Annotated in this window: 15 protein-coding genes; 9 read left to right on the top strand and 6 right to left on the bottom strand. The window is 60.4% G+C overall.

Features of this window, described 5'->3' with window-relative positions:
- Positions 1-27: 27 nt before the first annotated feature.
- Both QMK55_RS07550 and QMK55_RS07545 read right to left on the bottom strand, forming a co-directional pair.
- Positions 28-2,439 (bottom strand): glucose/quinate/shikimate family membrane-bound PQQ-dependent dehydrogenase, encoded by a 2,412-nt coding sequence (locus QMK55_RS07550; RefSeq protein WP_102357364.1) that lies wholly within the window; start codon positions 2,437-2,439, stop codon positions 28-30.
- Between the two features lie 218 nt (positions 2,440-2,657).
- The gene (locus QMK55_RS07545) at positions 2,658-4,019 is read right to left on the bottom strand and encodes a carbohydrate porin (RefSeq protein WP_320328972.1); all 1,362 of its coding nucleotides are present in this window, start codon (positions 4,017-4,019) and stop codon (positions 2,658-2,660) included.
- 300 nt (positions 4,020-4,319) lie between these two features.
- Here QMK55_RS07545 and QMK55_RS07540 point away from each other — a divergent pair, with 300 nt between their 5' ends.
- Together QMK55_RS07540 and QMK55_RS07535 are read left to right on the top strand one after the other, a co-directional pair.
- Positions 4,320-4,550: a VF530 family DNA-binding protein gene (locus tag QMK55_RS07540; RefSeq protein WP_027612109.1), complete on the top strand. Its 231-nt coding sequence runs from the start codon at positions 4,320-4,322 to the stop codon at positions 4,548-4,550.
- Position 4,551: 1 nt separating this feature from the next.
- On the top strand, positions 4,552-5,190 hold the full coding sequence (locus QMK55_RS07535; protein WP_320328971.1) for a Pr6Pr family membrane protein: 639 nt from the start codon (positions 4,552-4,554) through the stop codon (positions 5,188-5,190).
- A gap of 106 nt (positions 5,191-5,296) precedes the next feature.
- On the opposite strand, the gene QMK55_RS07530 is transcribed toward QMK55_RS07535, so the two are convergent.
- The gene (locus tag QMK55_RS07530) at positions 5,297-6,085 is read right to left on the bottom strand and encodes a siderophore-interacting protein (RefSeq protein ID WP_102357369.1); all 789 of its coding nucleotides are present in this window, start codon (positions 6,083-6,085) and stop codon (positions 5,297-5,299) included.
- Positions 6,082-6,657, bottom strand: coding sequence for a PadR family transcriptional regulator (locus tag QMK55_RS07525; protein ID WP_320328970.1), 576 nt, complete (start codon positions 6,655-6,657; stop codon positions 6,082-6,084). The genes QMK55_RS07530 and QMK55_RS07525 overlap by 4 nt, the downstream gene beginning before the upstream one ends.
- A gap of 518 nt (positions 6,658-7,175) precedes the next feature.
- On the opposite strand from QMK55_RS07525, the gene QMK55_RS07520 reads away from it, so the two are divergent.
- The 6 genes from QMK55_RS07520 to QMK55_RS07495 all read left to right on the top strand — a co-directional run bounded on the left by QMK55_RS07520 (position 7,176) and on the right by QMK55_RS07495 (position 14,235).
- Entirely contained in the window at positions 7,176-7,652 is a 477-nt protein-coding gene (locus tag QMK55_RS07520) for a CS1 type fimbrial major subunit (protein ID WP_320328969.1), read from the top strand.
- Between the two features lie 107 nt (positions 7,653-7,759).
- Positions 7,760-10,282, top strand: a complete 2,523-nt coding sequence (locus QMK55_RS07515) for a CS1-pili formation C-terminal domain-containing protein (RefSeq protein WP_320328968.1) — start codon at positions 7,760-7,762, stop codon at positions 10,280-10,282.
- A gap of 30 nt (positions 10,283-10,312) precedes the next feature.
- Positions 10,313-11,572, top strand: a complete 1,260-nt coding sequence (locus QMK55_RS07510; protein WP_320328967.1) for a hypothetical protein — start codon at positions 10,313-10,315, stop codon at positions 11,570-11,572.
- Between the two features lie 79 nt (positions 11,573-11,651).
- Positions 11,652-12,920: a hypothetical protein gene (locus tag QMK55_RS07505; RefSeq protein WP_320328966.1), complete on the top strand. Its 1,269-nt coding sequence runs from the start codon at positions 11,652-11,654 to the stop codon at positions 12,918-12,920.
- A 59-nt stretch (positions 12,921-12,979) separates the two neighbouring features.
- Positions 12,980-13,744 carry a molecular chaperone gene (locus QMK55_RS07500; protein WP_320328965.1) on the top strand — a complete coding sequence of 255 codons (765 nt, stop codon included), beginning with the start codon at positions 12,980-12,982 and terminating at the stop codon, positions 13,742-13,744.
- On the top strand, positions 13,741-14,235 hold the full coding sequence (locus QMK55_RS07495) for a CS1 type fimbrial major subunit (protein WP_320328964.1): 495 nt from the start codon (positions 13,741-13,743) through the stop codon (positions 14,233-14,235). Before QMK55_RS07500 ends, QMK55_RS07495 begins: the two co-directional genes overlap by 4 nt.
- 54 nt (positions 14,236-14,289) lie before the next feature.
- On the opposite strand, the gene QMK55_RS07490 is transcribed toward QMK55_RS07495, so the two are convergent.
- Both QMK55_RS07490 and QMK55_RS07485 read right to left on the bottom strand, forming a co-directional pair.
- Entirely contained in the window at positions 14,290-18,972 is a 4,683-nt protein-coding gene (locus QMK55_RS07490; protein ID WP_320328963.1) for an NEL-type E3 ubiquitin ligase domain-containing protein, read from the bottom strand.
- 165 nt (positions 18,973-19,137) lie between these two features.
- The gene (locus QMK55_RS07485; RefSeq protein WP_102357385.1) at positions 19,138-22,251 is read right to left on the bottom strand and encodes a transglycosylase domain-containing protein; all 3,114 of its coding nucleotides are present in this window, start codon (positions 22,249-22,251) and stop codon (positions 19,138-19,140) included.
- A gap of 580 nt (positions 22,252-22,831) precedes the next feature.
- On the opposite strand from QMK55_RS07485, the gene QMK55_RS07480 reads away from it, so the two are divergent.
- Positions 22,832-24,250, top strand: a complete 1,419-nt coding sequence (locus tag QMK55_RS07480; RefSeq protein WP_320328962.1) for an amino acid permease — start codon at positions 22,832-22,834, stop codon at positions 24,248-24,250.
- The last annotated feature ends 123 nt before the right edge of the window (positions 24,251-24,373 follow it).

Below are 24,373 nucleotides of genomic sequence, written 5' to 3'. Positions count from 1 at the left end.
TCGCCTTTGTTTTACCGCCGCTAAAACTTATTCCGGCAGTTTGTACGCAATCACATAGTCACCCATCTTGGTGCCCAGCGAGCCGTGACCGCCGACTACGAGCAGGACGTATTGCTTGCCGTCCTTGCCGGTGTAGGTCATTGGAGTCGCTTGGCCGCCCGCAGGCAGACGCGATTTCCACAGCTCTTTACCGCTGTTCACGTCGTAGGCGCGCAGGTACTGGTCGAGGGTGCCGCTGAGGAAGCCGACGCCGCCAGCAGTCACCATCGAGCCGCCCATGCTCGGCACGCCCAAGGTGAAGCCGATCGGGATTGGCGAGCTGTCGCGGCTGGTGCCGTTCTTGCGTTTCCACACGACTTTGCCGGTGGTCAGGTCGATACCGGCGACGTAACCCCAGGCCGGGGCCTGGCATGGTACGCCCAATGGCGACATGAACGGGTGCATGGTCACGGCGTATGGTGCGCCAGTGTTCGGCTGGATGCCGGCAGTTTCGCTTTCGCGCTTGCTGTCGGCGGCCACTTCGGCACGCGGGATCATCTTCGAGACGAAGGCCATGTAGTTCGGGCTGGTGAATAGCATCTGGCGAACCGGGTCGACCGAAACGCCGCCCCAGTTGAACACACCGACGTTACCCGGGTAGATCAGGCTGCCTTGCTCCGACGGAGGCGTGTACTGGCCTTCGTAGCGCAGTTCCTTGAACTGGATGCGGCACAGCATCTGGTCGAACGGGCTGGCGCCCCACATGGCTTTTTCGGTCAGTTCCGGGGCCAGCAGGTTGAGGTCCGAACGGGCCTGGGTCGGCGCGGTGTGGTCGCCTTTCACGGCGCCTTGCGGTACCGGGATTTCCTTGATCGGGATGATCGGCGTGCCGTCACGACGGTCGAGGACGTACAGGCTGCCCTGTTTGGTCGGAGCGATCAGCGCAGGTTTCACGCCGTCGGCGGTTTTCATGTCGAGCAGGGTTGGCTGGCTGCCAACGTCCATGTCCCACAGGTCGTGGTGGGTGAACTGGTAGTTCCAGCGCACTTTACCGGTGGCCAGGTCCAGAGCAACGATGCCGGCGCTGAATTTCTCGGCGCCTGGGGTGCGGTCAGCGCCCCACTGGTCTGGGGTCTGGTTGCCCAGTGGGAGGAAGACCATGCCGAGTTTTTCGTCGACGCTGGCCAGCGACCACATGTTGGCCGAGTTGCGGCTGTAGATTTCGCCCGGGGCCAATGGCTCGGTGGCGTCCGGCTTGTCGCTGTCCCAGTTCCACACCAGGTGGCCGTCGCGCACGTCGAAGGCGCGGATCACGCCCGATGGCTCGTTGGTCGATTCGTTGTCGGTAACGTGACCGCCCATGATCACCAGATCACGGGTAATCGCCGCAGGCGAGGTGGAGTAGTAGCCACCGGCGGTGAACGGGCCGATGCCTTGGGTCAGGTCGACCACGCCGTTTTTGCCGAAGCCTTCGCAGATCTTGCCGGTGTCGGCGTTCAGAGCGATCAGGCGCGCATCAGCGGTTGGCAGGTACAGGCGACGCGGGCAGGCTTGAGCAACGGCTTTGCCGGCTTCGGAGATAATGGCGGAGGCTGCGTTTTCAGACTTGGCGTAAGCGGCTTCGTCGTAGTACGACACGCCACGGCAAGTCATGTGGGCGAAGCCCTTGAAGCCGACCGGGCTCTTGATCTGCGGGTCGAAGCGCCACAGTTCCTTGCCGGTGTCCGGGTCCAGAGCCAGCACTTTGCTGTGCGCGGTGCAGGCATAGATCATGCCGTTGGCTTTGAGCGGGGTGTTTTCGTTGGTCAGCTCGACCGGGTCATCAGCGGTCGGCAGGTCGCCGGTCTGGATGCGCCAGGCTTCTTGCAACTTGCCGACGTTGGCCGGGGTGATCTGCTTGAGCGGCGAGTAACGGTCGCCGAATTCGCTGCGGCCATAGGCCTGCCAGTCGCCATCAGGCATTTGCGGCGCGGTGCTGGTCATGTCTGCGGTGTCGCGGCCCAGCTCGCCGAACGTTTCGCCCGGGTGGGTGAACAGGCTGGCCAAAGCGGTGACGCCGGCCAGAACCACGGCAATGCTCAGACCGCCAGTGCCCATCGGCGCCGGGCCTGCGAGCAGCAGTGGACGACGGAACCACGGCAGCAACATCACGATGCCGAGGACGAACCACAGGGCCAGACGTGGCACCAGTTGCCACCAGTCCAGACCGACTTCCCACAGGGCCCAGACCGTGCTGGCAAACAGCACAATGGCGTACAGGCCCAGCGCTGCGCGACGACGCAGCAGCAACAGAATGCCGGTCAGCGCAATGCCGATACCGGCCAGCAGGTAGTACAGCGAGCCGCCGAGCATGCTCAGCTTGACTCCCCCGGCCAGCATGGCCAGGCCCATCAGTAGAAGCAGTATGCCGAGCAGGCTCGGTAGCAGACGGCCCCGACTCGAAGCACTTTCGGTGCTCATAATGTGATTCTCCGTGACGTTTCAAGTAGTCCCGCGCAGTAGTCACTGTAGATGACGATTGGGCGCAGGCATGGTTCAGATAAAACTTGTTTGGCTAACTAAATTCTTTTGTGGGAGCGGGCTTGCTCGCGAAAGCGGTGTGTCAGAAGACTGATGTGTTGACTGACACGACGCCTTCGCGAGCAAGCCCGCTCCCACAGTGGGTATTTGCCAGGCTCTTAGAACGATGACTGGATCTTGATCCCGCCGATCAGGGCATCGTCGACGTTGTTCACGCCACCGGGGTGGCGGATGTATTGCAGGTTCGGGCGTACGGTCAGCCAGTTGGCGAGGTGCACGCCGTAATAGAGTTCGGCGCTGTATTCGGTGTCCTGCGGCGGCAGGAAGGACGGATCGTCATAGTCGTAGACCGCGTTGGCCTGATTGCTCGCTTCGGCGTTTTTGCGAAAGGCTGGATTGACGTGCACGCGGGCCAGGGCGAAACCGATGTCGTCCTTGGCGCGGGCATCGAACGGGCCTTTGTAGACGACGCCGGCCTGCACGTAGTTGTCGATCGCGTTGGTTTTCTTGTCGTGCATCGTGGCGTTGGCGAACACGCTCAGGCCGCGCGAGTGGTCGCTGGCGATGCTGGTGACTTGCTGCTGGGCGCCGAACCACACGCCGTGCTTGCTTGAGGCGCTGCGGTAGGCTTCGCCGCTCAGCGCGGCAGGCTGGCCGTTCTGGTCTTTATAGACGTCAGAGGCCTTGGCGCTGCTGTAGTAGTAACCGGCGCGGTATTCGCCCGGCAGGCCATTGAGCTTGGGGGTCCAGACCAGCTCGACCGGCAACACGGCGCCCTGGGTGCCGCTGCCGCTGAGTTTGAAGCCGTTGCCGCGATCGAGGTTCGACGGGTTCTGCTCGTAGGCGCCGACCTGCGCGTACAGCTCCGGCGTCAGGTGATATTTGACCCGCAGTGCCCACTGGCTGACCGGCCAGTTGTACCAGATGCCGCCGACCCAGTTGCCGACCTGCGAGCCGCAGAACGCCAGGTTCTGGAAGTCGCACGGGAAGCTGTTGAAGTCTTCGCCTTCACCGAAGCGGCCGACCTTGATGTCGAGCTTCTGGTCGAAGAATTTCTGCTGATACCACATCTGTGTCAGGCGCGTGGTCTGGCCACGGCCCCAGACTTCCTGCGCCGAGGTGAAGCCGCCAACGCGCGGATCGTTGATCCGGTCGTTGCTGATGTTGTTGCCGCTGCGCTTGGTGAGGGTCAGTTGAAATTCGGCATCGTCCCAGCCAAGGATTTTCTGCAGGTCCAGGTGCGTACCCAGGCCGAACTGGTCGCTGTAGCGCGCGGTGCGATCGTGGTCGTAGCCGCCGTGCAGGTTGCTGCCCATTTCGCCGGTGTAATCGAGTTTGAAGTCGTAGCCTTTTTCCGAGAGTTCGTTACGGGTGCCGTTCCAGTCACCGAGCATCCACGGTGAGTCGCTGTCGAAGGCGGGGGCCGCCTGGGCGTAGGTGGCGAGGCCGAGCGCGGTGCAGCCACCGATCAGGCGCAGGGCTGAGATAGCGCTGTCTCGGGAGAAGGAAAAATCAGGCATGGGTCAGTCTTTTTTTGGTGTTTTCTGGGGGTAAACCGAGCGCTTCAAATTGACGCAGACAGTGAAGCGATTCAGCTGAAGGGCGGCAGGATAATGATCTGTAACAAAAAGACAAAGGGCTTTTGCAGACATGCAGCGTTTCGCAATCGGTAACAGTGCGTCAAACGGGCGCATTGTGGGGAGGGGCGCAGGCTGCGATCTTCTTGGGTTGGCCTACATTTGAAGCAAGGCCTTCCACCTGAACAGCCCCTCGGCTAAGGTGCGCGGCTTGTGCATTTTCACTCCATCCGAAGGCCTGGCATGAACGACCACACTCCTGATCCGCTGCATGGCGTCACCCTCGAACAGATCCTCAATGCGCTGGTGGCGCATTACGAATGGTCGGGGCTGGCCGAGCGCATCGATATCCGCTGTTTCAAGAGCGACCCGAGCATCAAGTCGAGCCTGACGTTCCTGCGCAAAACCCCCTGGGCACGGGAGAAGGTCGAGCGTTTGTACGTGAAACTTATGCGCACCAAGCGTCCGGTCTGAGATGGACGCCGTTTTGCGGCGACGCCTGATCATGGTCATCGCCAGCCTCGGCTGGGCCGGATTGAGCATTCAGCTGTACCTGATTTTCCTTGCGCGCCTGAGTGTCGACGCCAGTCTGCTGGGTGGCTTGGTGAGCTTCTTCAGCTACTTCACAGTACTGACCAATACCCTGGTGGCGAGCGTGCTGACCTGCGCGGTAACCCGGCGCGAATCCGCTGCGCAACGCTGGTTTCTGCAGCCTTGGGTCAGTAGCGGGGTGGCGGTCAGCATCGCGGTGGTCAATCTGGCCTACAGCTTTTTGCTGCGGCATTTGTGGCATCCCGAGGGGTGGCAGTTTATCGCTGATGAATTGCTGCACGACGTGATGCCGCTGCTGTTTCTCGGCTACTGGTGGTGCTGCGTGCCCAAAGGTACGTTGCGCCTTTGGCACCTGCCGGTGTGGTTGATTTATCCGCTGGTGTACTTCGTTTACGCCCTGCTGCGCGGGCATCTGCTGGGCGCGTATGCGTACCCGTTCATTGATGTGACCCTGCTGGGTTATGCACAAGTGTTCATCAATGCCGGGGGGATTTTGGCGGGGTTTGTGCTGATTGGTTTGCTGGTAATCGGCCTCGACCGCTGGCGGTCAGCGTGGCATTGAAACCCATGCGGGAGCGGGCTTGCTCGCGAAAGCGTCGGGTCAGTCAACATCATTTTTGAATGAACCACCGTATTCGCGAGCAAGCCCGCTCCCACAGGGAGGAATCTCATTCCTCTTCAGGAGTACCTTCGGCACGCCAGTAGCCGACGGCTTTGATCAGCTGCTCATCCAGCCCATGCTCATCAATCAGCACCCGGCGGATCTGCCGCGAAACCTTGGTCTCGGTCGCCACCCACGCATACAGATTGCCCTTGGGCACCTGCAACTGTTTGACGGTGGTCAGCAGGTTGTCCTTGCCGCCTTCACGCAGCACCCAGATCACATTGACCTGCGCTGCGCTCCCCAGCACCTGTTGCTCGGCACCGTTTTCTACCTCGATCACCACCAGCGCCTTGCGATGGGCCGCCAGGCCTTCGAGACGCCGGGCGATGGCGGGCAGGGCAGTTTCGTCGCCGATCAGCAGGTAGCTGTCGAAGATGTCCGGCACGATCATCGAACCGCGCGGCCCGCCGATGTGCAGAAATTGCCCGGGTTGGGCCTGCTCGGCCCAGGTCGAGGCAGGGCCGTCGCCGTGCAGGACGAAATCGATGTCCAGTTCGAGTTTTTCCAGGTCGTAACGACGCGGGGTGTAGTCGCGCATCTCGGGCATCGGTACGTCGCTTTTGCCAGCGCCCAGCACCAGGGTCTCCAGCGCAGCGGTTTGTTCGGCGTTCTGCGGGAACAGCAGCTTGACGTGATCGTCCGTGCCCAGGCTGATGAACCCGGCCAGTTCCGGCCCGCCGAGGGTGATGCGGCGCATGCGTGGGGTCAGGTCGACCACGCGCAACACCTCTAACTTGCGGCGTTTTATTTCGTGCATCACGCGGTGAATGGTTTGGGTATCGACTGCAGTCATTCGGCTTTCTCCGGGGCAGATTGAACGGCGGGGCCGTCGACGATGGCTTTGGCGGTGTCGTTGAGTAGCGCGGCAACTCGCTGGATTTCTTCGGCGCTCCAGCGCCCGTGGTGCAGTTGCAACGCGTGGCGCAGGTTGTGCACCGCTTCGTGGATTTCCGGCGGCCGGTCATGGCCGCGCAACGAGCGCTTGCTGACGTCGATACGCATGCGCACGCCATCCAGCGCGACGGCTTGCTCACTTAGGGACAAACGACCGGCGTCAGTCGCGCTGTAGCGCTTTTTGCCGGCATCGGCGTCGCCGCTGATCAAATCGCTTTCTTCCAGAAAGGTCAGTGTCGGGTAAATCACGCCGGGGCTTGGGCTGTAAGCGCCATCGAACATGCCTTCGATCTGGCGGATCAGGTCATAACCGTGGCAAGGCTGTTCGGCAATCAGTGCCAGCAGCAGCAATTTCAGGTCGCCGGGGGCGAAGACTCGTGGGCCACGACCACCGCGTTCGCGTCCGGGGCGTTTCTCGAAGCCGTCGCGGCCGTCACCGTGCTCGCGGTGGGGGGAATGATGGTCTCTCATTTTTGCGTTCTCTCTCGTCGTGTTTAGATACAACTTAAGATATATCTTAAGAGGTGCGCAAGGGCTCCTGACCAACGGTGCGGATCTCACCCATCGAATCGGCAGCGGCAAAACCTCGGTAAATGATCAAAAAAAACGGGTATTAAATTGCGCGGCGATGGCGCAGATTAGTGCTAACTCTCTAATGTTCTGTTTCGCCCTTTATTCTCGGTGAAGTGTGGTATTGGTCTTACGGAAGTTGCTGCAAAGTTATGGCGCGTACAGTCAGCGGGTTGGCGCGTTGTAGCCGCTATCTTACAGCCGGACAGGAACTTTCATGGTTTTTGCGGTTTTTTCTTTCTCATCTAATGGCGTTCGGGCTACAAGGTCGCAGGACGTTGCCTGCTTACTTTAAAGATAAATTGGTTGACCATCTCTCGGCGTTGAAAGTTAACGGAGGGCAGTAACTGCTCGTGACTGTTTTGCTCGCGTTGAACTTTCAATGAATCAACTAATTTATTTAAGACAGGTATTCAATGATGCTCAAGAAACTCGCCTTTGCCGCCCCTCTGACTGTATTGGCCATGAGCGCCTCGATGGCGTTTGCCGCCACTGAAGCCAAACACTCCATCAGTATTGTGGCGCACGTACCGGCTGATGACTTCTATGCGGTGCCGGTGGATGCCGATCTGGTCAACAAGGATCAGGACATGAGCTACAACCCGGCCACCGCTTCGATGCGCGAAGTCAACGGACACTTCGATGTGCTGCACACCGCCGGCAAGGTTCACGCCCGTCTGGAAGGCGTACCGAAGCTTATCGGTGGCAGTAACACCATCGACCTGAAAGTCGAACTCAACGGCAAGACGTTGACCACCACCTCCCAGGAAGTGGTCGGCGAGGCCGAGTCCAATACCCGCTACCGCGCGCCCTTCAAGATCAGTGCGAGCGGCGCCAAGCCAAAAGCTGGCGACTACACCGGCGTGGTCATGCTGGTCGTAGAACCTTCGGTCTGAGTAATAACGGCAATACCTGACGTTACGTGTTCAAGTAACGTAACCGGCCGGCAACTTGAAAGTTGCCCGGCCGGGCTTTTACTTTCCGGTAATCAGAGTATTAATTCATGTTTCCGATGACGCCCATCGCGGCTGCGCTTGCGTTGCTTTTGAGCACCAGCGTACTGGCGGCGCCCCCTCCGGTAGATAATACCCCGCGAAGTTTGCTGGCTCAGGCGAAAGGTCTTCCGGCGGACTTCGAAGAACATTTCTTTGATGTGCCTTTGGCGGTTCGCGTCGAACTTGATCAACAACCCCTGGGCGAGGCAATGATTGTGTTGTCACGCGATGACCGGGTGACCTTGCTCGATTTCACCGACACCAGTGACAGCCGTTTCAGCGCCGCCGAGCGCGAAACATGGGCCAGCATTCTCAAACCGGGCGTAGCCCTTGGGAGCTGCAGCGGACAATGCCCCGAGCAACTGCTGGCGGTGCACTACAACCTGGAAAGCTCGCTGCTGTCGATCGTCACTGAAAACGCCGAACGCGATCCGCAAACCCAACGCTTCCATGAGCAACCCGAAGGCGGCAGCAATGGCCTGATGCTGCGCAATCAACTGAACCTCAATGGTGGCCAGAATCAGGATCTGGGCGGGCGTTTCGGTCTGGAGGCCAGTGCCAGCCTCGGTCACTGGAGCCAGTCCTTCAATATGCAGCTGGCGCGTCTCGGCGGGCCGGACACCCAGACCTATCATGCGGTGCACGAGCTCTATACCCAGCGCGAACTGCAGGGCAGTTTTTTCCGCCTGGGCTATTTCACCCCCAATTCCGAAGGCTTGACCCGTCAGCCCCGTTCGTTCGGCACCAGCCCCGACACGGCGGTGGGCGTGATGTACGGCAGCTCCGACAGCTTGGCCGTCGACAGTCCGCGACCCAGCGTCTACCCGATATTTGTCACGGCCAACCGGCAGGCGTCGGTGGAGATCTACCGCGATGGCTTGCTGATCAACACCCAGGCAGTGCCTGCCGGTTTGCAGACCCTCGACACCCGGCCCTTGCCCGGCGGCATCTATGAGGTCGAAGTGCGCCTGATCGAGGATGGCCAGACCACTTCGACTACTCAGGAACTGGTCTACAAGCCGGTCAACTGGCGCAACCTCGACGAGCGCTGGCGCTATAACGTTTTCGCCGGTCAGGAAAGCAAGTTGCTCAGCAACTGGGACGAACAGGACAGCGGTGATTTCACCACCGGTGCGGCGATCAACTACCTGTTGCACCCACGGGTGATCCTCGGATTGTCGGCACGCCAGGTGCGCAACACCTTGCAGTACGGCAGCTCGATCGACTGGAGCCTGGCCGACAGCATCAGCCTCTACGCCAACCTGTATCAGACCGAGGATCACGGCACCGGGGCCGATGTGCAGGGCTTGTACAACTACGGCGCCGGCAGTCTGGTGGTCAGCCACAACCGCAGCTGGCTCGACACCCGCAACACCTACGACACGCTGCCCGACGGCACCCGCGTGCGCCAACGCAACGTCTTCACCGGCGAGACCAGCAATTCGTCGCTGGCGCTCAACCACCGCATCAGCCGCAAGAACTCGCTGAGCGCACGGGTCTCGCACAGCGAGGGCAATGTCGAAGGCGTGGGCATGGACCTGGGCTGGACACAACGCACCGAGCTGTTCGGCAGTGACGCCAACTGGCGGCTGTCACTGTTCGATCGTCCCGGCAGCTACAGCAGTGGTGATGCACGTAATCGCGGGGTCGACCTGAGCATCAACATGGCGCTGGGCGGTCCCGGCCAGCAGGTCTCCGGCAGCATTGGCAGCCGTACCGCACGTGATGGCGGGCGCGACAACAATGGCTCGATCGGTTATCGCAAAGACCTGCAGGATCACATTCTGCAGAGCGTCTCGGTCACGGCGCTGACCGACACCTACGGCGTCGGTCTGGCGAGCCTGGCCAACTTTCGCACCGACTGGGTCAATGGCGACGGCTTCGCGCAGCGCTCGTCCTATAACGGCAACTTCACCGGTGGCGTGAACCTCGACAGCAGCGTGATCGTCGGTGGTCAACGGCTGGTCATGACCAGTCAGCATCAGGGTCGCGGCGCCGGAATGATCGTCGATGTCGAATCGGATATCGCTGACATTGCCTTGCGCGCCGACGACCTCAGCGGCGGCAGCGCAGCGTTGCGTCCGGGGCGCAATTTCATCCCGCTCACGGCCTACAGGAACAGCTCGGTGAGCTTCGACTTCGAAGGCAATCATGTACCGGCAGCCAACATCGAACCGTCCCGTACCCGCTATCACCTGAACAAGGGCGGCGTGGAATACCGCAAGGTGCGGGTGATGCAAACCGTGACCGTGCTCGGACGCCTGCTCGATCCGCAAGGCCGGCCGCTCAAGGGCCACCACGTGATCAATCACGCCAGTCGCGGGGTCAGTGAAGTCGACGGGTTTTTCTCGATGGAAATGCACGCCGGCTCACCAACCCTGGAGGTGCGTTATGCCGACCAGTTGCTGTGCCAGTTCCGGCTCGACACTGAAAAGCACCGCAGTGAAAACAACGTGCTGATGATCGGTGATCTGCGCTGCTCGCCGGATACGTTGGCCGAGGCCACCCACAAGGCAGAGACCGCGGGTTGATATAGGCCTGCTTCAGGAGATTTTGCAGACATGAACGTCGCATATTCAGCTACATCCCGTGTTTGCTGGCTAATCGTTATTACGTTGGCCGCGATCGCTTTTCCGGTCTACGCCGAACAGGTTTCCATTACCGCCGAGTTCAGGCCGGACTCGTCTTATCCGCACCGCAACAAATTCCGCAACACCACGCCGTCCAGTGGTTACTGCACTTACGATCCGGCGCAGTGCGAGCAGAACGAAATATTCAGCCTGCAAGTGCCGATCCAGTTCGATTCCCGCGCGCCGATTCTGGCCAACCATGTCTCTCCTCGACACGGCGTGATGTTCCAGGCACCCACACAATGGCGGGAACTGACGATCTATCACGAAACCACCCGGGAGCCGGAAAAGGTCAGGGTGCGCATCGTCGGCGTCGGTTCCCAAGTGGTGACCGATGACGTGATCAAGCTGGTGGGCGGTGCTGATGATTATCGTATCGCTCATAACCTGTTGTGGGGCTCGAGTTGGGTCAACGCGCCGGCGCCTTGCCTGTACAGCGGGGTGGGCTGGTATGGCCACGACACTTACGCGTTTTTCTGGAAAACCCCGTCGAGCACGGTGTGCGGCAAGCAGGCGAAGTTCGATGTCCCGTGGGTACGCCTGGGGTACGTGGATTTTGCTTATGAGCTGGAAACGCCCAACCCGTTGGGCATGTCCTCGGGCAACTACATCGGCGCGCTGACGTACACCGTCGGGCCAAACGCGGACTTCGATTTTGGCGACGTGATGTTGCCCAATAGTTCTTCGCTGACCTTGAACTTCAATCTGGATGTACGGCACACCCTCAAGGTCGAGATTCCGCCGGGTGGCGAAAAAGTCCAGCTAGTGCCGGTCGGTGGCTGGCAGAGCTGGCTGCAGGCCGGTCGGCGGCCGGTGAGCCTGTTCCGCGACCAGACCTTCCACATCTCGGCGTCGTCACGTTTCAAGATGCTCTTAGGGTGCGGGCCTGGCGTTAATGGCGAATGCGCACTGGAGGAGTCCGAGAATAGCCGACGGGTCGAGCTGTTCGTCAGTGTCAGCTTGCCCAATGGCATAACCGACCTTTCCGGCCAACCGGTGAGGCGCTTGCGACTGAGGTCAGGTGCGGGGAATGAGCTGCATTTCAAACCCGGCTTCTATGTAGATCGGGCACCGGGAACCCTGCATTTCGAAGTCCCACCCCATTCGATGGCAAACATGCTGCGCCCCGGTGAAGGCCGAGGCGGCAAGTATTCCGGGGTTGTCGTGGTGTATTGGGACTCGGATATCTGATGGGGCGGGCTGCGAGCAAGCAGGCCATCCTCCGTGGCCGATGTGCTCGGTGTGAGTCAATTTTACAGGGAGTTTTAGCGTGAAGACTTGCAATGGGACTCATCGGCGTTCGTTAAGTTTTTTCGTGGCGCTGTTCAGTCTGCTGGTTTGGGTGTCGGCACAGGCCGCGTCCATTGATGTCACGTCGTTCATGCCTGATCCGGGCAACCCGATGCGCAATGAATTTATCAATACGACGCCATATAGCGGGCACTGCTCCACTTACCCGACATTTTGCGAAGGGTTGTCCATCTTCAGCATCCTGGTGCCGATCGAATTCAATGCCATCGGCCCGATCGAAGCCCGGCACAGCGATGTGCGCAAGGGGGCGATGTTCAAACCCCCGACCGAGTGGATACCGCTGCCGGTTGTTCATCAAGAGACCGGAGAACAGTGGTCATTGCAGGTGCGCATCGCATCGATTGGTGGCCGCTACTACTTGCCGGACCGGGTTCAAAGCATCATCGGTGAAGGCGCCCCCGACAGTAATCCGGACGCGCACGAGATGCTGTGGAGCGGGTACAACTGGACGTATCCTCCAGCACCCTGTGGCTACACCGGAGGCATGTTTGTCGAGCCGACATGGCGCTCGTTCTTTTGGTTGACTCCGCCAGGCAGTAGCTGTGTACCGACGGCCGCTTACCGGATTGAAAGCCTGCGCTATGACATGTTTCAGATCGGCTACGAGCTTCGCACCCCCAATCCGCTGAAAATGTCCCCGGGACGCTATGTCGGCAGCCACACCTATGGGATCGGTCCCGGGCGCGATTTCGATATGGGCGACATTATGTTGCCCACCGATGACAGCCTGACCATCCACTTCAACCTCGATGTTCAGCACACCCTGAAGGTAGAGATTCCTCCCGGCGGCGACAAAGTCCAATTGGTTCCGGCGGGCGGCTGGCAGAGCTGGCTGCAAGCGGGGCGCAAGCCAGTGCGGTTGTTTCGCGACCAGATTTTCAATATCTCGGCATCGTCGCGCTTCAAGATGCAATTGGAGTGCGGCAAAGCGACGCTTTTCAATTGCCTGATTACTGACCCGGTCTCGGGGCGTGAGGCTGTGGTGCAGGTGAGTGTCAGCCTGCCCCATGGCTTGACCGACCTGGCCGGCCAGCCGGTCAATCGCCAACCCTTGCGAACAGGCATATGGCAGGAGCGACAGGTGTTCCTGCCTGGGCATTTCATTCACCGGACCCCCGGCATCCTGCATTTCGAAATGTCGCCCTATTACGTCAATCAAATCGTGCAGGCGGGGGTGGCAGCCCGTTATGTCGGCGACATCACCGTGATCTGGGACTCGGAAGTCTGATGGGCAGCGCATCGATATGTGGTGCTTGCGTTGTGTTCAATGTGAAGAGGTTTATGGCTATGAAGCGTTTGTTGCTGTTGATGGGGTTGAGCGGTTTTTCTCTGGCCATTTCGGCCGGGCCGCAGATTAACGTTGGCACGGTGTACGACTATCTGGATGGCGACAAAAGTACCTACCTGAAGCGGGTGTTCAACAGTGGTGACAGCACCGCATTCGTCAAGGTCAATATCCTCGAAATCGTCTACGACGCCGATGGTAAATCGCGGGAAATAGAGGTCAGGAACCAGGCGGACATGAGCAGTCGTGATGGCCTGATGGCCAGTCCCGCACGGCTGATCGTGCCGGCCAATGGCATGCAGGGGACACGCTTGCTGCTGATGGGCGAGCGTGACACCGAACGCTATTTCCGTGTGCGCTTCATCCCGGTGGTACCGGAAAAGGAAGACGAATTCGCGGTCTCCGCCGAGGAACGTGACGAATACAAAAACAACTTGTCCGCCGGGGTCAATGTCATGACCGGTTTCGGTACGGTGTTTTTTGTGCGCCCGAAAAACAGCCGTTTCGACAGCGTGATCGAAGAGGCGCCAACCACGTATCGAGTGCGCAATAACGGCAACACCGTGGTGGTGGTCGATGAGTTTCGCAACTGTGCGCTGAAGGACGAAAACGCCTGCGAGCCGACCACCAAACATCACATCCGCGCCGGCAACAGTTTCGAGTTCGACAAAAAGCCCGGGCGCGAATACCGCTTCAACCTGGTCGAGGGCGACAGCAAAAAGACTTTGCGCGTCGCTGGCAACTCATCACGGGATGACCTGAGATGATCAAGCAATCGTTCATTGCCGTATGCGCGGGCGTGCTTACGTCGTTCAGCGCTGCGTTGTTCGCGGCGCGGGAGGAGCACCGGTTCCAGGTGTCGGTGGATATTCCGACGCTGGGTTTTTATGTCATACCGGCCGAGACGGACTGGATTCATCGCGCGCAGATTCTGCCGTGGAATGTCAGTACGAAAACCTTGGGCGGCGTGCGCAAACACTTCGATGTCCGGCATGACACCAGTGCGATCGAGGCCCGGCTGGACAGCGAACCCTACCTGTCCAATGGCCGCGACGAGCAGAACATTTATCTGCGCGTGAGCTTCGCCGATACCGTGCTGACCCATGAGGCGCCGCCGCGCCAGGTAGTCTCTGCCGAGCAGGCCAGGGCCGGCGGGCGATACGTGCTGGAGATCCAGCCGATCGTGCCCGCCGGCGGCTACAAGCCGGGGAATTACTACGGCAATGTGCACCTGATATTCAATGCGGCTGCACCCTGAGTTCGCAGGCCTGTCCGGAGTTCAATGGACAGGCCACAGGCTTGCGCGGCGCAATCAAAGTCCGGCGCGCCTCAGTGCTTCACGGGTCAGGCGACGCGCCAGTTCTTTTTCGTCATCCCCCAGATCGATCAGTAAACGGTCGAACACCGCGTCGCTGATCGGTACTTCGGCAAACACCACGGTTGGCGGTACCGGCAGGTCGTTGATCAAGACCTTGAGCTGTTCGCGCAGCGTTGCGCGCTCGGCTGCCAAGGTTGATTCGGTCCATTGGCGCTGGGTTTCGCGCAGTTGCTCAAGGCGCTCGTATTTCGCCTGATACAGGCGCTTGTTGCTCTCGCTGCGTACCGGGTATTTGTCATGCAGATACTGCGCCCAGAAGTCGAGCTCGAGCATCGCGTTGACCAGACCGTCGCCTTCACCCAGCGCCATTACCGTGTCATACGCCTGATCGATCATTACGTCCGTGACGCCGGACACCGGCCGGTACAACATATCCTCGGACTGCCAGGGCAGGTCGAGGCGTTTCGCCAGCCCGGTTTGATAGGCCAGATAGACTTCGACATCATCCGGGTTGCCGCCACGACTGGCGACATCGGCCCGGGCGATTTCATTGACGTGCTCCAGCCGCGCCGCGCCCCTGGCCAGGGTCACCAGTTTTTGTTCAACCTCGGCCGGGCTGGTGGAGTAGGCGTGGGCCTCGAACGCCAGCACGTTGATCCCCATGTGGTTGAACAGTTGGGCACCGGCATCGGCGCAATCCACCGGAGCGATCACCATGGTGAACAGCTTCTCGCGCAAGCGACTGTCGACATGCACGGCATCGAGCATGCGCCATACGCGCTGCATCAGTTGCGCACGCGCGGCACCATCGGCGCGGTAGTCGGCAAAGTCGCGCACACTGAGCAAGGTTGCCATGAACGGCTGGGCGGCCGGCTCCTCGACCAGTTCCGCCCAGGGTGTCTCGCGGTTGACGCCCCAGCCCGGCACATCTCCCCAATAATCGGCGCCATACGTGGAGATGATTGATGTGTTTTGCCCGGGAGCTGCCGGGATGAGAGGTTCGGGAGGTAACGCCATCGAGCGGCGGTGGGCCTGGTAACGCAGTTGGTTGACGTCGGACAGGGCAATCACGTCCAGTCGTGTGCGGGCCACCAGCCACTGCGCATCGGAACCGGTCGGCACCTCGGGAATCACCGTGAGCGGATTACCCCGCAGATCGAGCAGAAACCCCCGTGGCCTCGGTTTGGCCAGCGTGCCTTCGGGCCACGCGGTCAACCCGGTGTTCTTCAGTCCAACCACCTTCAGTCGCGGCATGCGTGACAGGTCGGGCGACTGGCCCAGCGGGTTGTCATCCATTTTCAGAACCTGCAGATACGTCAGGTCGCGCAGTCGTGCGACCGCGCCGGGGTCCAGCACAATGTGATTATTGCTCAAGCGCAAGCGTTCGAGGCGACGCAACGTGGTGCCGATACGCTCGGGCAAACGGGTCAGCTCGCAATATTTGGCGCTGAGTTCGACCAGGTTCGGAAAGTCTTTGAGCAGGCTCGTGCCGTTGCTGGAAAAGCGTGTGTTGTCGAGTTTGAGCACGGTGACTTTGTCGAGGAACTTTTTCAATTCCGGACGCTTGGACCACCAGGTTTCCAGATCCAGCGAGAGCAATTCCCGGGAGAGATCGAGGGCATAGGACGAGGGATCGCTGCGGTTGCCAAGGTCTTCGTTCTTGCGTTCGAAGCAGTCCAGCAAACGCTCATAGATATGCAGCCCGCCTCCGTCACGAAACCCCTGGCTGCCCGGCCCCCAGCTGTCCGGCTGCTGATAGCGCCAGCGATGGACGATGACGCGCAGTTCATCGAGATCGTTTTCATGGGCCTCGATGGCTTGCAATGGCTCACCCTGTGCGCTCAAGGCATCGGCGAACGCGTCGACCTCCGTCGCAGTGAAATGTGGGTGCAGATCCTGAATGCGTTCCTGCAGCGTCACCGAGTCTTTGCTCAAGCCGCCACCGCGCAGCAGAAACAGCGTGTCGTGTTCGGCGACAGGGCGTATCGGGGCGCGCGCCAGTATCGTTCGGCGTTCACTCGGTGCAGTGGTTATGGCGATGACCCACTGCTTGAACGGCTCGATATCGGTCGGCCGGTAGCCCAGGACGCTGTGCCCGTCATTGTCGATGGCGTGCAGAATCGCCTCATACAAACCGCTGGCTTCATGGATTGGCTGGTTCTCGCCATCGCGCACCTCATAGCGATCAGGGCCGGTACGTATCAGCACCCGCAGTTGCTCGGCTGACTCGGCACCGGCCTCGCATCGCAACTCGCCATTGAAGGTCGCCTCGCGGACTTCAATGCGCAAGGCGCCGAAGGTATCGCTGTAGTGACGCAAGGCTCCGAGAATCAAACGCTCACTCTCGACGTTGCTCAGGCTTTCCAGCTGCAAGCCCTGGGCAGCCCTGACCGACTGCAATTCAAACTGCACCTCGCGGGCGCTCGTGCGCAGGCGCAAGGGCAGGCGGCGTTGCGCAGTGATTTGCTGCAACTCCATGGGACTGGCCTGCGCAATCACTCGCTCGGCGAGGGTCGGCGTCAGTTGCGGGCAGTCCACCAGCACCTGCCGGGCTGGAGGGGAGAGCGCCGGTGCGGGTTCTTCAGGTGCCATCCCCAGGTGCAGCAGCGTGTCGATCAGTAATGGCGGCGGCGCAGCGTTTTCCACATACATGCGACGCAGGATGTTTTCATCGGTACCGGTGAGCAGGCGAATCTGCTCCAGTTGCGCGTCGCTGAAGCCTTCGGTGCGATGACCGATCCGGCGCATCAATTGTGCACCTTGCCACTGGCGCGGGTTTTCCGTTTCACACACCCACGCGCCATCGCCGTTGTGCGCAAGTGCCGGCGTATAGGCCTGGGGCCTTTGCGGGTGGCGGATCTGGTGCTGCCCGCTGACGGGGTCTTGCGTCACGGCAAATACCTGTTGATCAAGTCGCAGCAGTTGTCTGTCACCCACCGGATGCAATCCTTGAGTATCGGGCCGGGTCGCTGTCGGCAAGGTCTGCTCGGGCAATCGATAGGGTGTCAGGTCGGGGTTCCACAAGCGCGTCTGTCCGTTCGGCAGTTGCACCGGTTTCAACCCTTCGACGAACGCCGAGAGTTTCACCCGCGCGATGTTACCCAGCGTCGCACCGGCAGCAAACGCGCCTAGCTGGACGATGCTTTCGAGGACGCCGATCGCCTGTTCGCCGGCTTCGGCCAAGTGCCCTTCAGCCAGATCCACGACGCCTTCGAAGACCCCGTCGAGCAGTTGATAACTGGTGTAGGCCAGCATCAACTCACCGAGAAACGGCACAAACGGTGTCGCTACCAGCAGGGCGACGTTGAGGATGTCCGCGAGCATTTTTTGCAGATTGTCCCACCAGGCCCAGCGCGCCATGCGATCGGCGTACGCGGTGGAAATGGCGATTTCGGTGGCATCGTTGAGGATCTTGTTCAACTTCTGGCGGTAGAGATAACCCCATACGTCACCGTTGAACCGGGTGTCGCGGTCGTCCTGGAATCTTGTCAGGCTGAATTGCAGGTCGGGATTGTCCACCGCTGTTTCGCGCCAGCTCGGCAAGTTTGAACCCGCCGGTGCAGGGCGCCACTTCACCTTGCTCAGGCGCTCGTTGAGTCGGGCAAAAAAATGCCCGCGTTGTTGCTGATTGACGAACTGGCTGAAGAATTGCTGATAGCCTGCCGGGGATGTGTGGTCGCGCAGCTGGCGTGTCAGTTCGGCCATGAACTGGAGGGCCGACGGGTACTGCTTGAGGGGGTGTTGCGGGTCATGAGGAACGTAGGCAATCACTGGTACGGGCTTATTGGCGCGGCTGGCATCAGGGGTGATCAGGACAATCCCGATCAGCGCCGCATCCATCATGGCCAGGTTGTAATAGCTGACGGGTTGACCGTCCCATCGCAGGTTGCGGCGATCATCGAGCATCCCTTGCACGACATCGAAAGCGTTCTGGTCGATGTCCTTTTTCATCAGGGCCAGGCGTGCGGCGGCGTTCAGTGCGGCTTTTTGGCCGAGGCAGACCTTGTAGCGCAGCACCTGTCTGGCGACGCCGTCAGTCGGTAGCAAAAAGGCGTTCAAGTGCTGTGTATAACGCGCGCCCAGGTCGAGTTCGCGACACAGTGATTTGAACTGATTGATCGGCAGTCGGTGCTTGAGTGGCTTGATGGTGAAATGACCGCTGGCGTCGGGGCGGGTAATGAATTCCGAGTCCTGACTGAATTGCTCATCACGGGAAAAATTATGCAGCGCGGCGTCCAGTAGCGAGACGGTGCGGCTGGTGGTTCCGCCCGCAAAATCATGCGCCCACCAAGACGTATTGACGGGGGCATACAAGCGCAACCAGGTCTGCTCGACATCATCCTCGACACCGAAGCGATCCTTCAGCGCATTTTGCAGCAGCGGTTTGGCAAAGGCGTAGACGTCTTGCAGATTGTGCAGCGCCTTATCGATATCGTTTTGTGCCGTCCAGGCACGTTTCATCGCTTGTGCAAGGTGCCGCTGCTCGGCAGCGGGCGCAAGCTGATGCCAGTCGGCGATGACGGGTTTGATGCCTTTCAGTTGTTTTACGCGCGCAGCACTGCTGTTGATCAACCAGGCGGGCAGGTTTTTCTTTATCAGTTCGTGGTGAATGCTGCGCTCGTCAGAGAGGGAAGGCGGCGAATGGGCTGGGCGCCCTGGCAGGGGAATGATGGGCATTGCGGTGATCGTCCTTGATCGAAATGGAACGATCAGACTAGGCAGCGGCCGCGCCCGAAAAAAGCGCAAATACCCGCTCGAAACCGTACGGGTTTCGTGCGGATATTTCGAGAAATGCGTACTGAAAAATAGCGGGTTACCGCCATTCCCTGACCGTTGTATGCCTTAACGAGCGGCGGTCACTTGCGGGCCCTGGCACAGGGTGTTCGTGCCCGGTTGCAGGTACGGCGAGAGGATTGGTGCCATGCCCTTGAGCACCTGCACCGGCAGCGCCGAAGTGAACTTGAAGTTCTCTGCCGAGCGCCCGGGGACGAACGCGGTCAGCGTACCGAAGTGGTTGTTGCCGATGTAGAACACGAAGGTCGCGGTGCGGTTGATCGATTTGGAACTCAGGATGCGTCCGCCGGAGCCGATGGCTTCGATGCGGTTGTCGCCGGTGCCGGTCTTGCCGCCCATGACCAGCGGCACTCCGTCGGCGGTCTTGAAGCTGCCGGAGACGCGTTTCGCTGTGCCCGAGTCCACCACTTGCGACAGCGCCTCGCGCATGGCTGTGGCGACTTCCGATGGCATGACCCGTTTGCCCACGTGAGGGTCATTGGTCAGGCGCGTTTCATACGGAGTGCCGGCGGCAAAGTGCAGGCTGTCGATACGCAGGGTCGGCATGCGCACACCGTCGTTGAGGATGGTGCCGATCAGTTCGGCCAGGGCCGCCGGGCGATCGCCGGAGCTGCCGATGGCAGTGGCCAGCGACGGCACCAGATGATCGAACGGATAGCCGACTTTCTGCCAGCGCTGGTGAATCTCCAGGAACGCCTCGATCTCGAGCATGGTGCGAATACGGCTGTCGCGGGCACCCTTGTGCTTGCTCTTGAACAGCCAGCTATAGACTTCCTGGCGCTCGAACTGGCTGGCCTTGACGATCTGGCTGAAGGTCGCATCCGGGTTGTGCAGCAGGTAGCCCATCAGCCACAGATCCAGCGGGTGGACCTTGGCGATGAAGCCCTGATCCGGCAGATCGTAGGTGCCCGGGCCGTAAGCGTCGTACAGCCGAATGAGACGGTCGTCGGTGAGTTTTTCGGTGAGCTTGGCGCCTTTGAGGTGCGCGCGCACAAAGGTGTTGAAGTCTTCCTGGCTGGCGTTGGGCAGCAGGTAACGGTGCACGGCGGCCATGCGGATCGGGGTCGGGCGCATGCTGTCGAGGAAGGTGTCGAGGCGTGCCTGGGTGTCCTTGTTCTTGTACTTCTTCCAGAACTTGAGCAGGAACGAGGTGCCTTCGCGATCGGCAAAATTCGCCAGGTATTCCTGACGCCGCGGGTCGCGATCGTCCTTGAGCAACTCGGCGCTGCTGTTGGGGCCGGAGTAGGTGACATAGCGCACCACATCGCGCATCAGGCGAATGAACGGCAGGTTGATCGACTCACGCAGGGCATCGCGCAGGGTCGGCATCCGGCCGTTGTCTTCCTTGCGAAAGTTGTGAAACACGTGCAGGCCGCCACCGGTGAAGAACGCCTCACCGGGGCTGGCGGAGTACTTGCGATCAAGCGCGGCGCCGAGCATTTTCGACAGGTCGTGGTCTTTGTTCTGGATCAGGTAATCGATCACCCACTGGCTGAGGCGATCCTGATCCGGTACCTCGACTTTCTTCAACTCCGGCACCGTCATGGCGCCGTACTTGTCGTGCAGCTCGGAGATGATCTGCAGGTAGGTGGTCAGCACGCGCATCTTCGCCGTCGAGCCGAGTTCCAGCTTGCTGCCTTCGTTGATGTCGAACGGCTGGTCGGTGCTGTCGGTCTGCACCCGCACCCGCGAGCCGTCCGGCGTCAGTTCGAACAGGGTGAAGCTGTAGCGCACCTGGGTGGTGCTGGTGGGGGTGAGCAGGCGTTCGCCGATCAGGCCGATCTGCCCGGCAAACGCGGGGTCGGCAAGTTTCTTCAGGTATTCGGTGGCCTGGGTTTGCAGGTCGCCCTGCAAGGTGCTGGTGGCCGACAGGTCGAGGCGGTCGAGGTCGTACAGCGGACGATTGAGCAGGGTTGCCAGCCGGCTGCGGGCGACGCTGATGCCCTTGTTGGCTTCGATTGGCTGAATGGTCGGCTGGGTCTGCCAGTCGCGGTAAGTGACCTTGCTCGCCAGCGCGGCATCGGCCAGGGCATTGTCGATCACGCCACCCTGTTTGAGCAGACGCAGGTGGCTGTCGGTGAGGTCGGCAAGTTCTTCGCGGCCCTTGGTCAGGTAATGCGAAGGGCGGCGCTGGGCGATCATCAGCGAGAGCATCTCGCGCAGGGCCAGGCCTTTGTCGGCCATGGTTTTCGGGTCGGTGGCCGGGCTGTTCAGCTGTTCATTGGCCTGGTTGAAATCGCTGCCGTACCAGACCCGCAAACCTTCGGCCATGCCATGCACTTCACCGTGACCCGGCACGGCGGAGAGCGGCACGCTGTTGAGGTAGTCACGAATGATGTTCTGCCGGGCGCCAAGAGTTTGCGGCCCGGGTTGATAGGCGCGCACGCTGGCGGAAATCATCTGACGGATCTTCTCGGCGCCGGACACCGTCAGGCCATCGGGCGAATGCCGGTACTTCTCCAGTTGCGTGGCCAGCGTACTGCCACCGGCCGATTGCCCCGGCAGGTGCAGCAACTTCGCCACTTGCGACCACGCCGCCATGCCGAAGCGCGGCCAGTCTACCGCCGGGTTGGCCAGCGGCTGTTTGGGATCGAGCAGAAAACGGTTTTCGATGAACAACAGGCTGCTGACCACCACCGGCGGAATCGCCGCGAAACTCGAATACAGTTGCTGCGGGTACTTGTACTGATACAACGGCGCGGCGCGGCAATCGGTGATCGACAGCCCGGCCTGGATTTTTTCCGAGTAGGGCACGAACAGGCCTCTGTCGGTGTAGCTGAGCAGCGCTGGGGAAAACCGGGTCTGCTCGGTGATCACGTAATCGCGCTTGAGCAGACGCGGCAGGAATTCATCGAGGGAACTGTAGCCCAGACGCAAATCGAACGGCCCGTTACCCGGGTAGCGGATCGCTTCGCTGGGGCCGGGTTCCAGCTGATATTTGAGCGAGGCGGCGTATTGGCTCAGCTCTCGAGCCTGAAAGCGTGAGGTGCGCATTTCCTTGCTCGCGGCCAGGCCAACCACGATGGCGATAATCAGCAGCAACAACCAGAACGCCTTCCAACCGTGCCGGTTGCGGCGTTTTTGGGGGGGGACAGGCGCTTCATCCACACGTTCAGTCGGAACCACGGCTTTACTCGAATCGGTTTGCCACAAAGCGCCCATAGTCGATTGATCCATTCACTCAGATTGATCGGACTTGACTGAAGCTTAGACGGTGGTTGGTGATGGGGGAAAAAATGTGCGGGGCAGCCATCTGAACAAAACTGAAGTCGGTGGCTGTTTTGAGTGGAGGTTATCTGTACTGAGGGGATTTTTCTGTGGCGAGGGGATTCATCCCCGATGGACTGCGCAGCAGGCCCAAGCTCTTCAAATGCAGAGCCCCTTGGTCAGGGGCCGCTTCGCGCCCCATCGGGGATAAATCCCCTCACCACAGGTACATGACGGTGCACCAACGCTGTGCAATACTCGCCGGCCTTTTTAGTGGGGAAAAATCCTACGGAACCCAGGTAATGCCTCTCCGTAAACCGGCTTATTGCCGAGACTTCTCGCTGAATGTTGTGGTTTATAGAGTGAAAAGCCCTGTCACAAGCTTTTTATACTGCACGTCCCGCTGATCTTGCAGGTTGGGACCTGCGAGACGTGTTTGCCCACGAGGCAGGTGCGGTTTCTGGAAGCTCAGGCCTATCGGTCGAAGCTTCGATACTCGGTGGTCATATCCAATAACAAGACGAGGTTGTTCCCTATGCCAGTCGGCAATCACCTGCCCCACGGCGAGACCGCTCACGGCGGCCCGCTCAAACGCGAACTCGGTGAACGGCATATCCGCCTGATGGCGCTCGGCGCCTGTATCGGTGTCGGTCTGTTCCTGGGTTCGGCCAAGGCCATTGAAATGGCCGGTCCGGCGATCATGCTCTCCTACATTCTCGGCGGTCTGGCGATCCTGGTGATCATGCGCGCCCTCGGCGAAATGGCCGTGCACAACCCGGTGGCCGGCTCGTTCAGCCGCTACGCCCAAGACTACCTCGGCCCGTTGGCGGGCTTTCTCACCGGCTGGAACTACTGGTTCCTGTGGCTGGTGACCTGCGTCGCGGAAATCACCGCCGTTGCGGTATACATGGGCATCTGGTTCCCCGATGTACCGCGCTGGATCTGGGCCCTCGCGGCACTGCTCAGCATGGGCTCGATCAATCTGATCGCGGTGAAAGCCTTCGGTGAATTCGAGTTCTGGTTCGCCCTGATCAAAATTGTCACGATCATTGCCATGGTGATCGGCGGCGTCGGCATCATCGCGTTCGGTTTCGGCAACGATGGCGTGGCGTTGGGGATTTCCAACCTGTGGGCGCACGGCGGTTTCATGCCCAACGGCGTGACCGGTGTGCTGATGTCGCTGCAAATGGTCATGTTCGCCTACCTCGGTGTCGAGATGATCGGCCTGACTGCCGGTGAAGCGAAGAACCCGCAGAAGACCATTCCCGATGCCATCGGCTCGGTGTTCTGGCGCATTCTGCTGTTCTACGTCGGCGCGCTGTTCGTGATCCTGTCGATCTACCCGTGGAACGAAATCGGCACTCAGGGCAGTCCGTTCGTGATGACCTTCGAGCGTCTGGGCATCAAGACCGCCGCCGGCATTATCAACTTCGTGGTGATCACCGCAGCCCTGTCGTCGTGCAACGGCGGCATCTTCAGCACCGGGCGCATGCTCTACAGCCTGGCGCAGAACGGCCAGGCCCCGGCCGGTTTCGCCAAGACCTCCAACGGCGTGCCACGTCGGGCGCTGCTGCTGTCGATTTTTGCGCTGCTGATCGGCGTGCTGCTCAACTACCTTGTGCCCGAGAAAGTCTTCGTCTGGGTCACTTCGATCGCCACCTTCGGCGCGATCTGGACCTGGGTGATGATCCTGCTGGCGCAACTGAAATTCCGCAAAGGCCTGAGCGCCAGCGAACGTGCCGGCCTGAAATACAAGATGTGGTTGTACCCGCTCAGCTCGTACTGCGCGCTGGCGTTCCTGGTGTTGGTGGTCGGTTTGATGGCGTACTTCCCGGACACCCGCGTGGCGCTGTATGTGGGGCCGGTGTTCCTGGTGCTGCTGACCGTGTTGTTCTACGTGTTCAAGCTGCAGCCGACCGGTGATTCGCAGAGTGCGGTGCGTTCGGTTTCGTAAGTTGAAAGTGCGGTAATTAGAGAAGCCCCGGCCAACTGGTTGGGGCTTTTTCATGGGCGCAGCAGGGGGCATTAACCGCCGGTCTGAAAGAGCGATACAAACCCTGCTGCAAGGCTCAAACCT

The sequence above is a fragment of the Pseudomonas sp. P8_229 genome (assembly GCF_034008635.1).
In the GTDB taxonomy this organism is placed as follows: Bacteria; Pseudomonadota; Gammaproteobacteria; order Pseudomonadales; family Pseudomonadaceae; genus Aquipseudomonas.
Note: the sequence above shows the minus strand (reverse complement) of the source record. Positions and strands in the feature narration are given on the sequence as shown.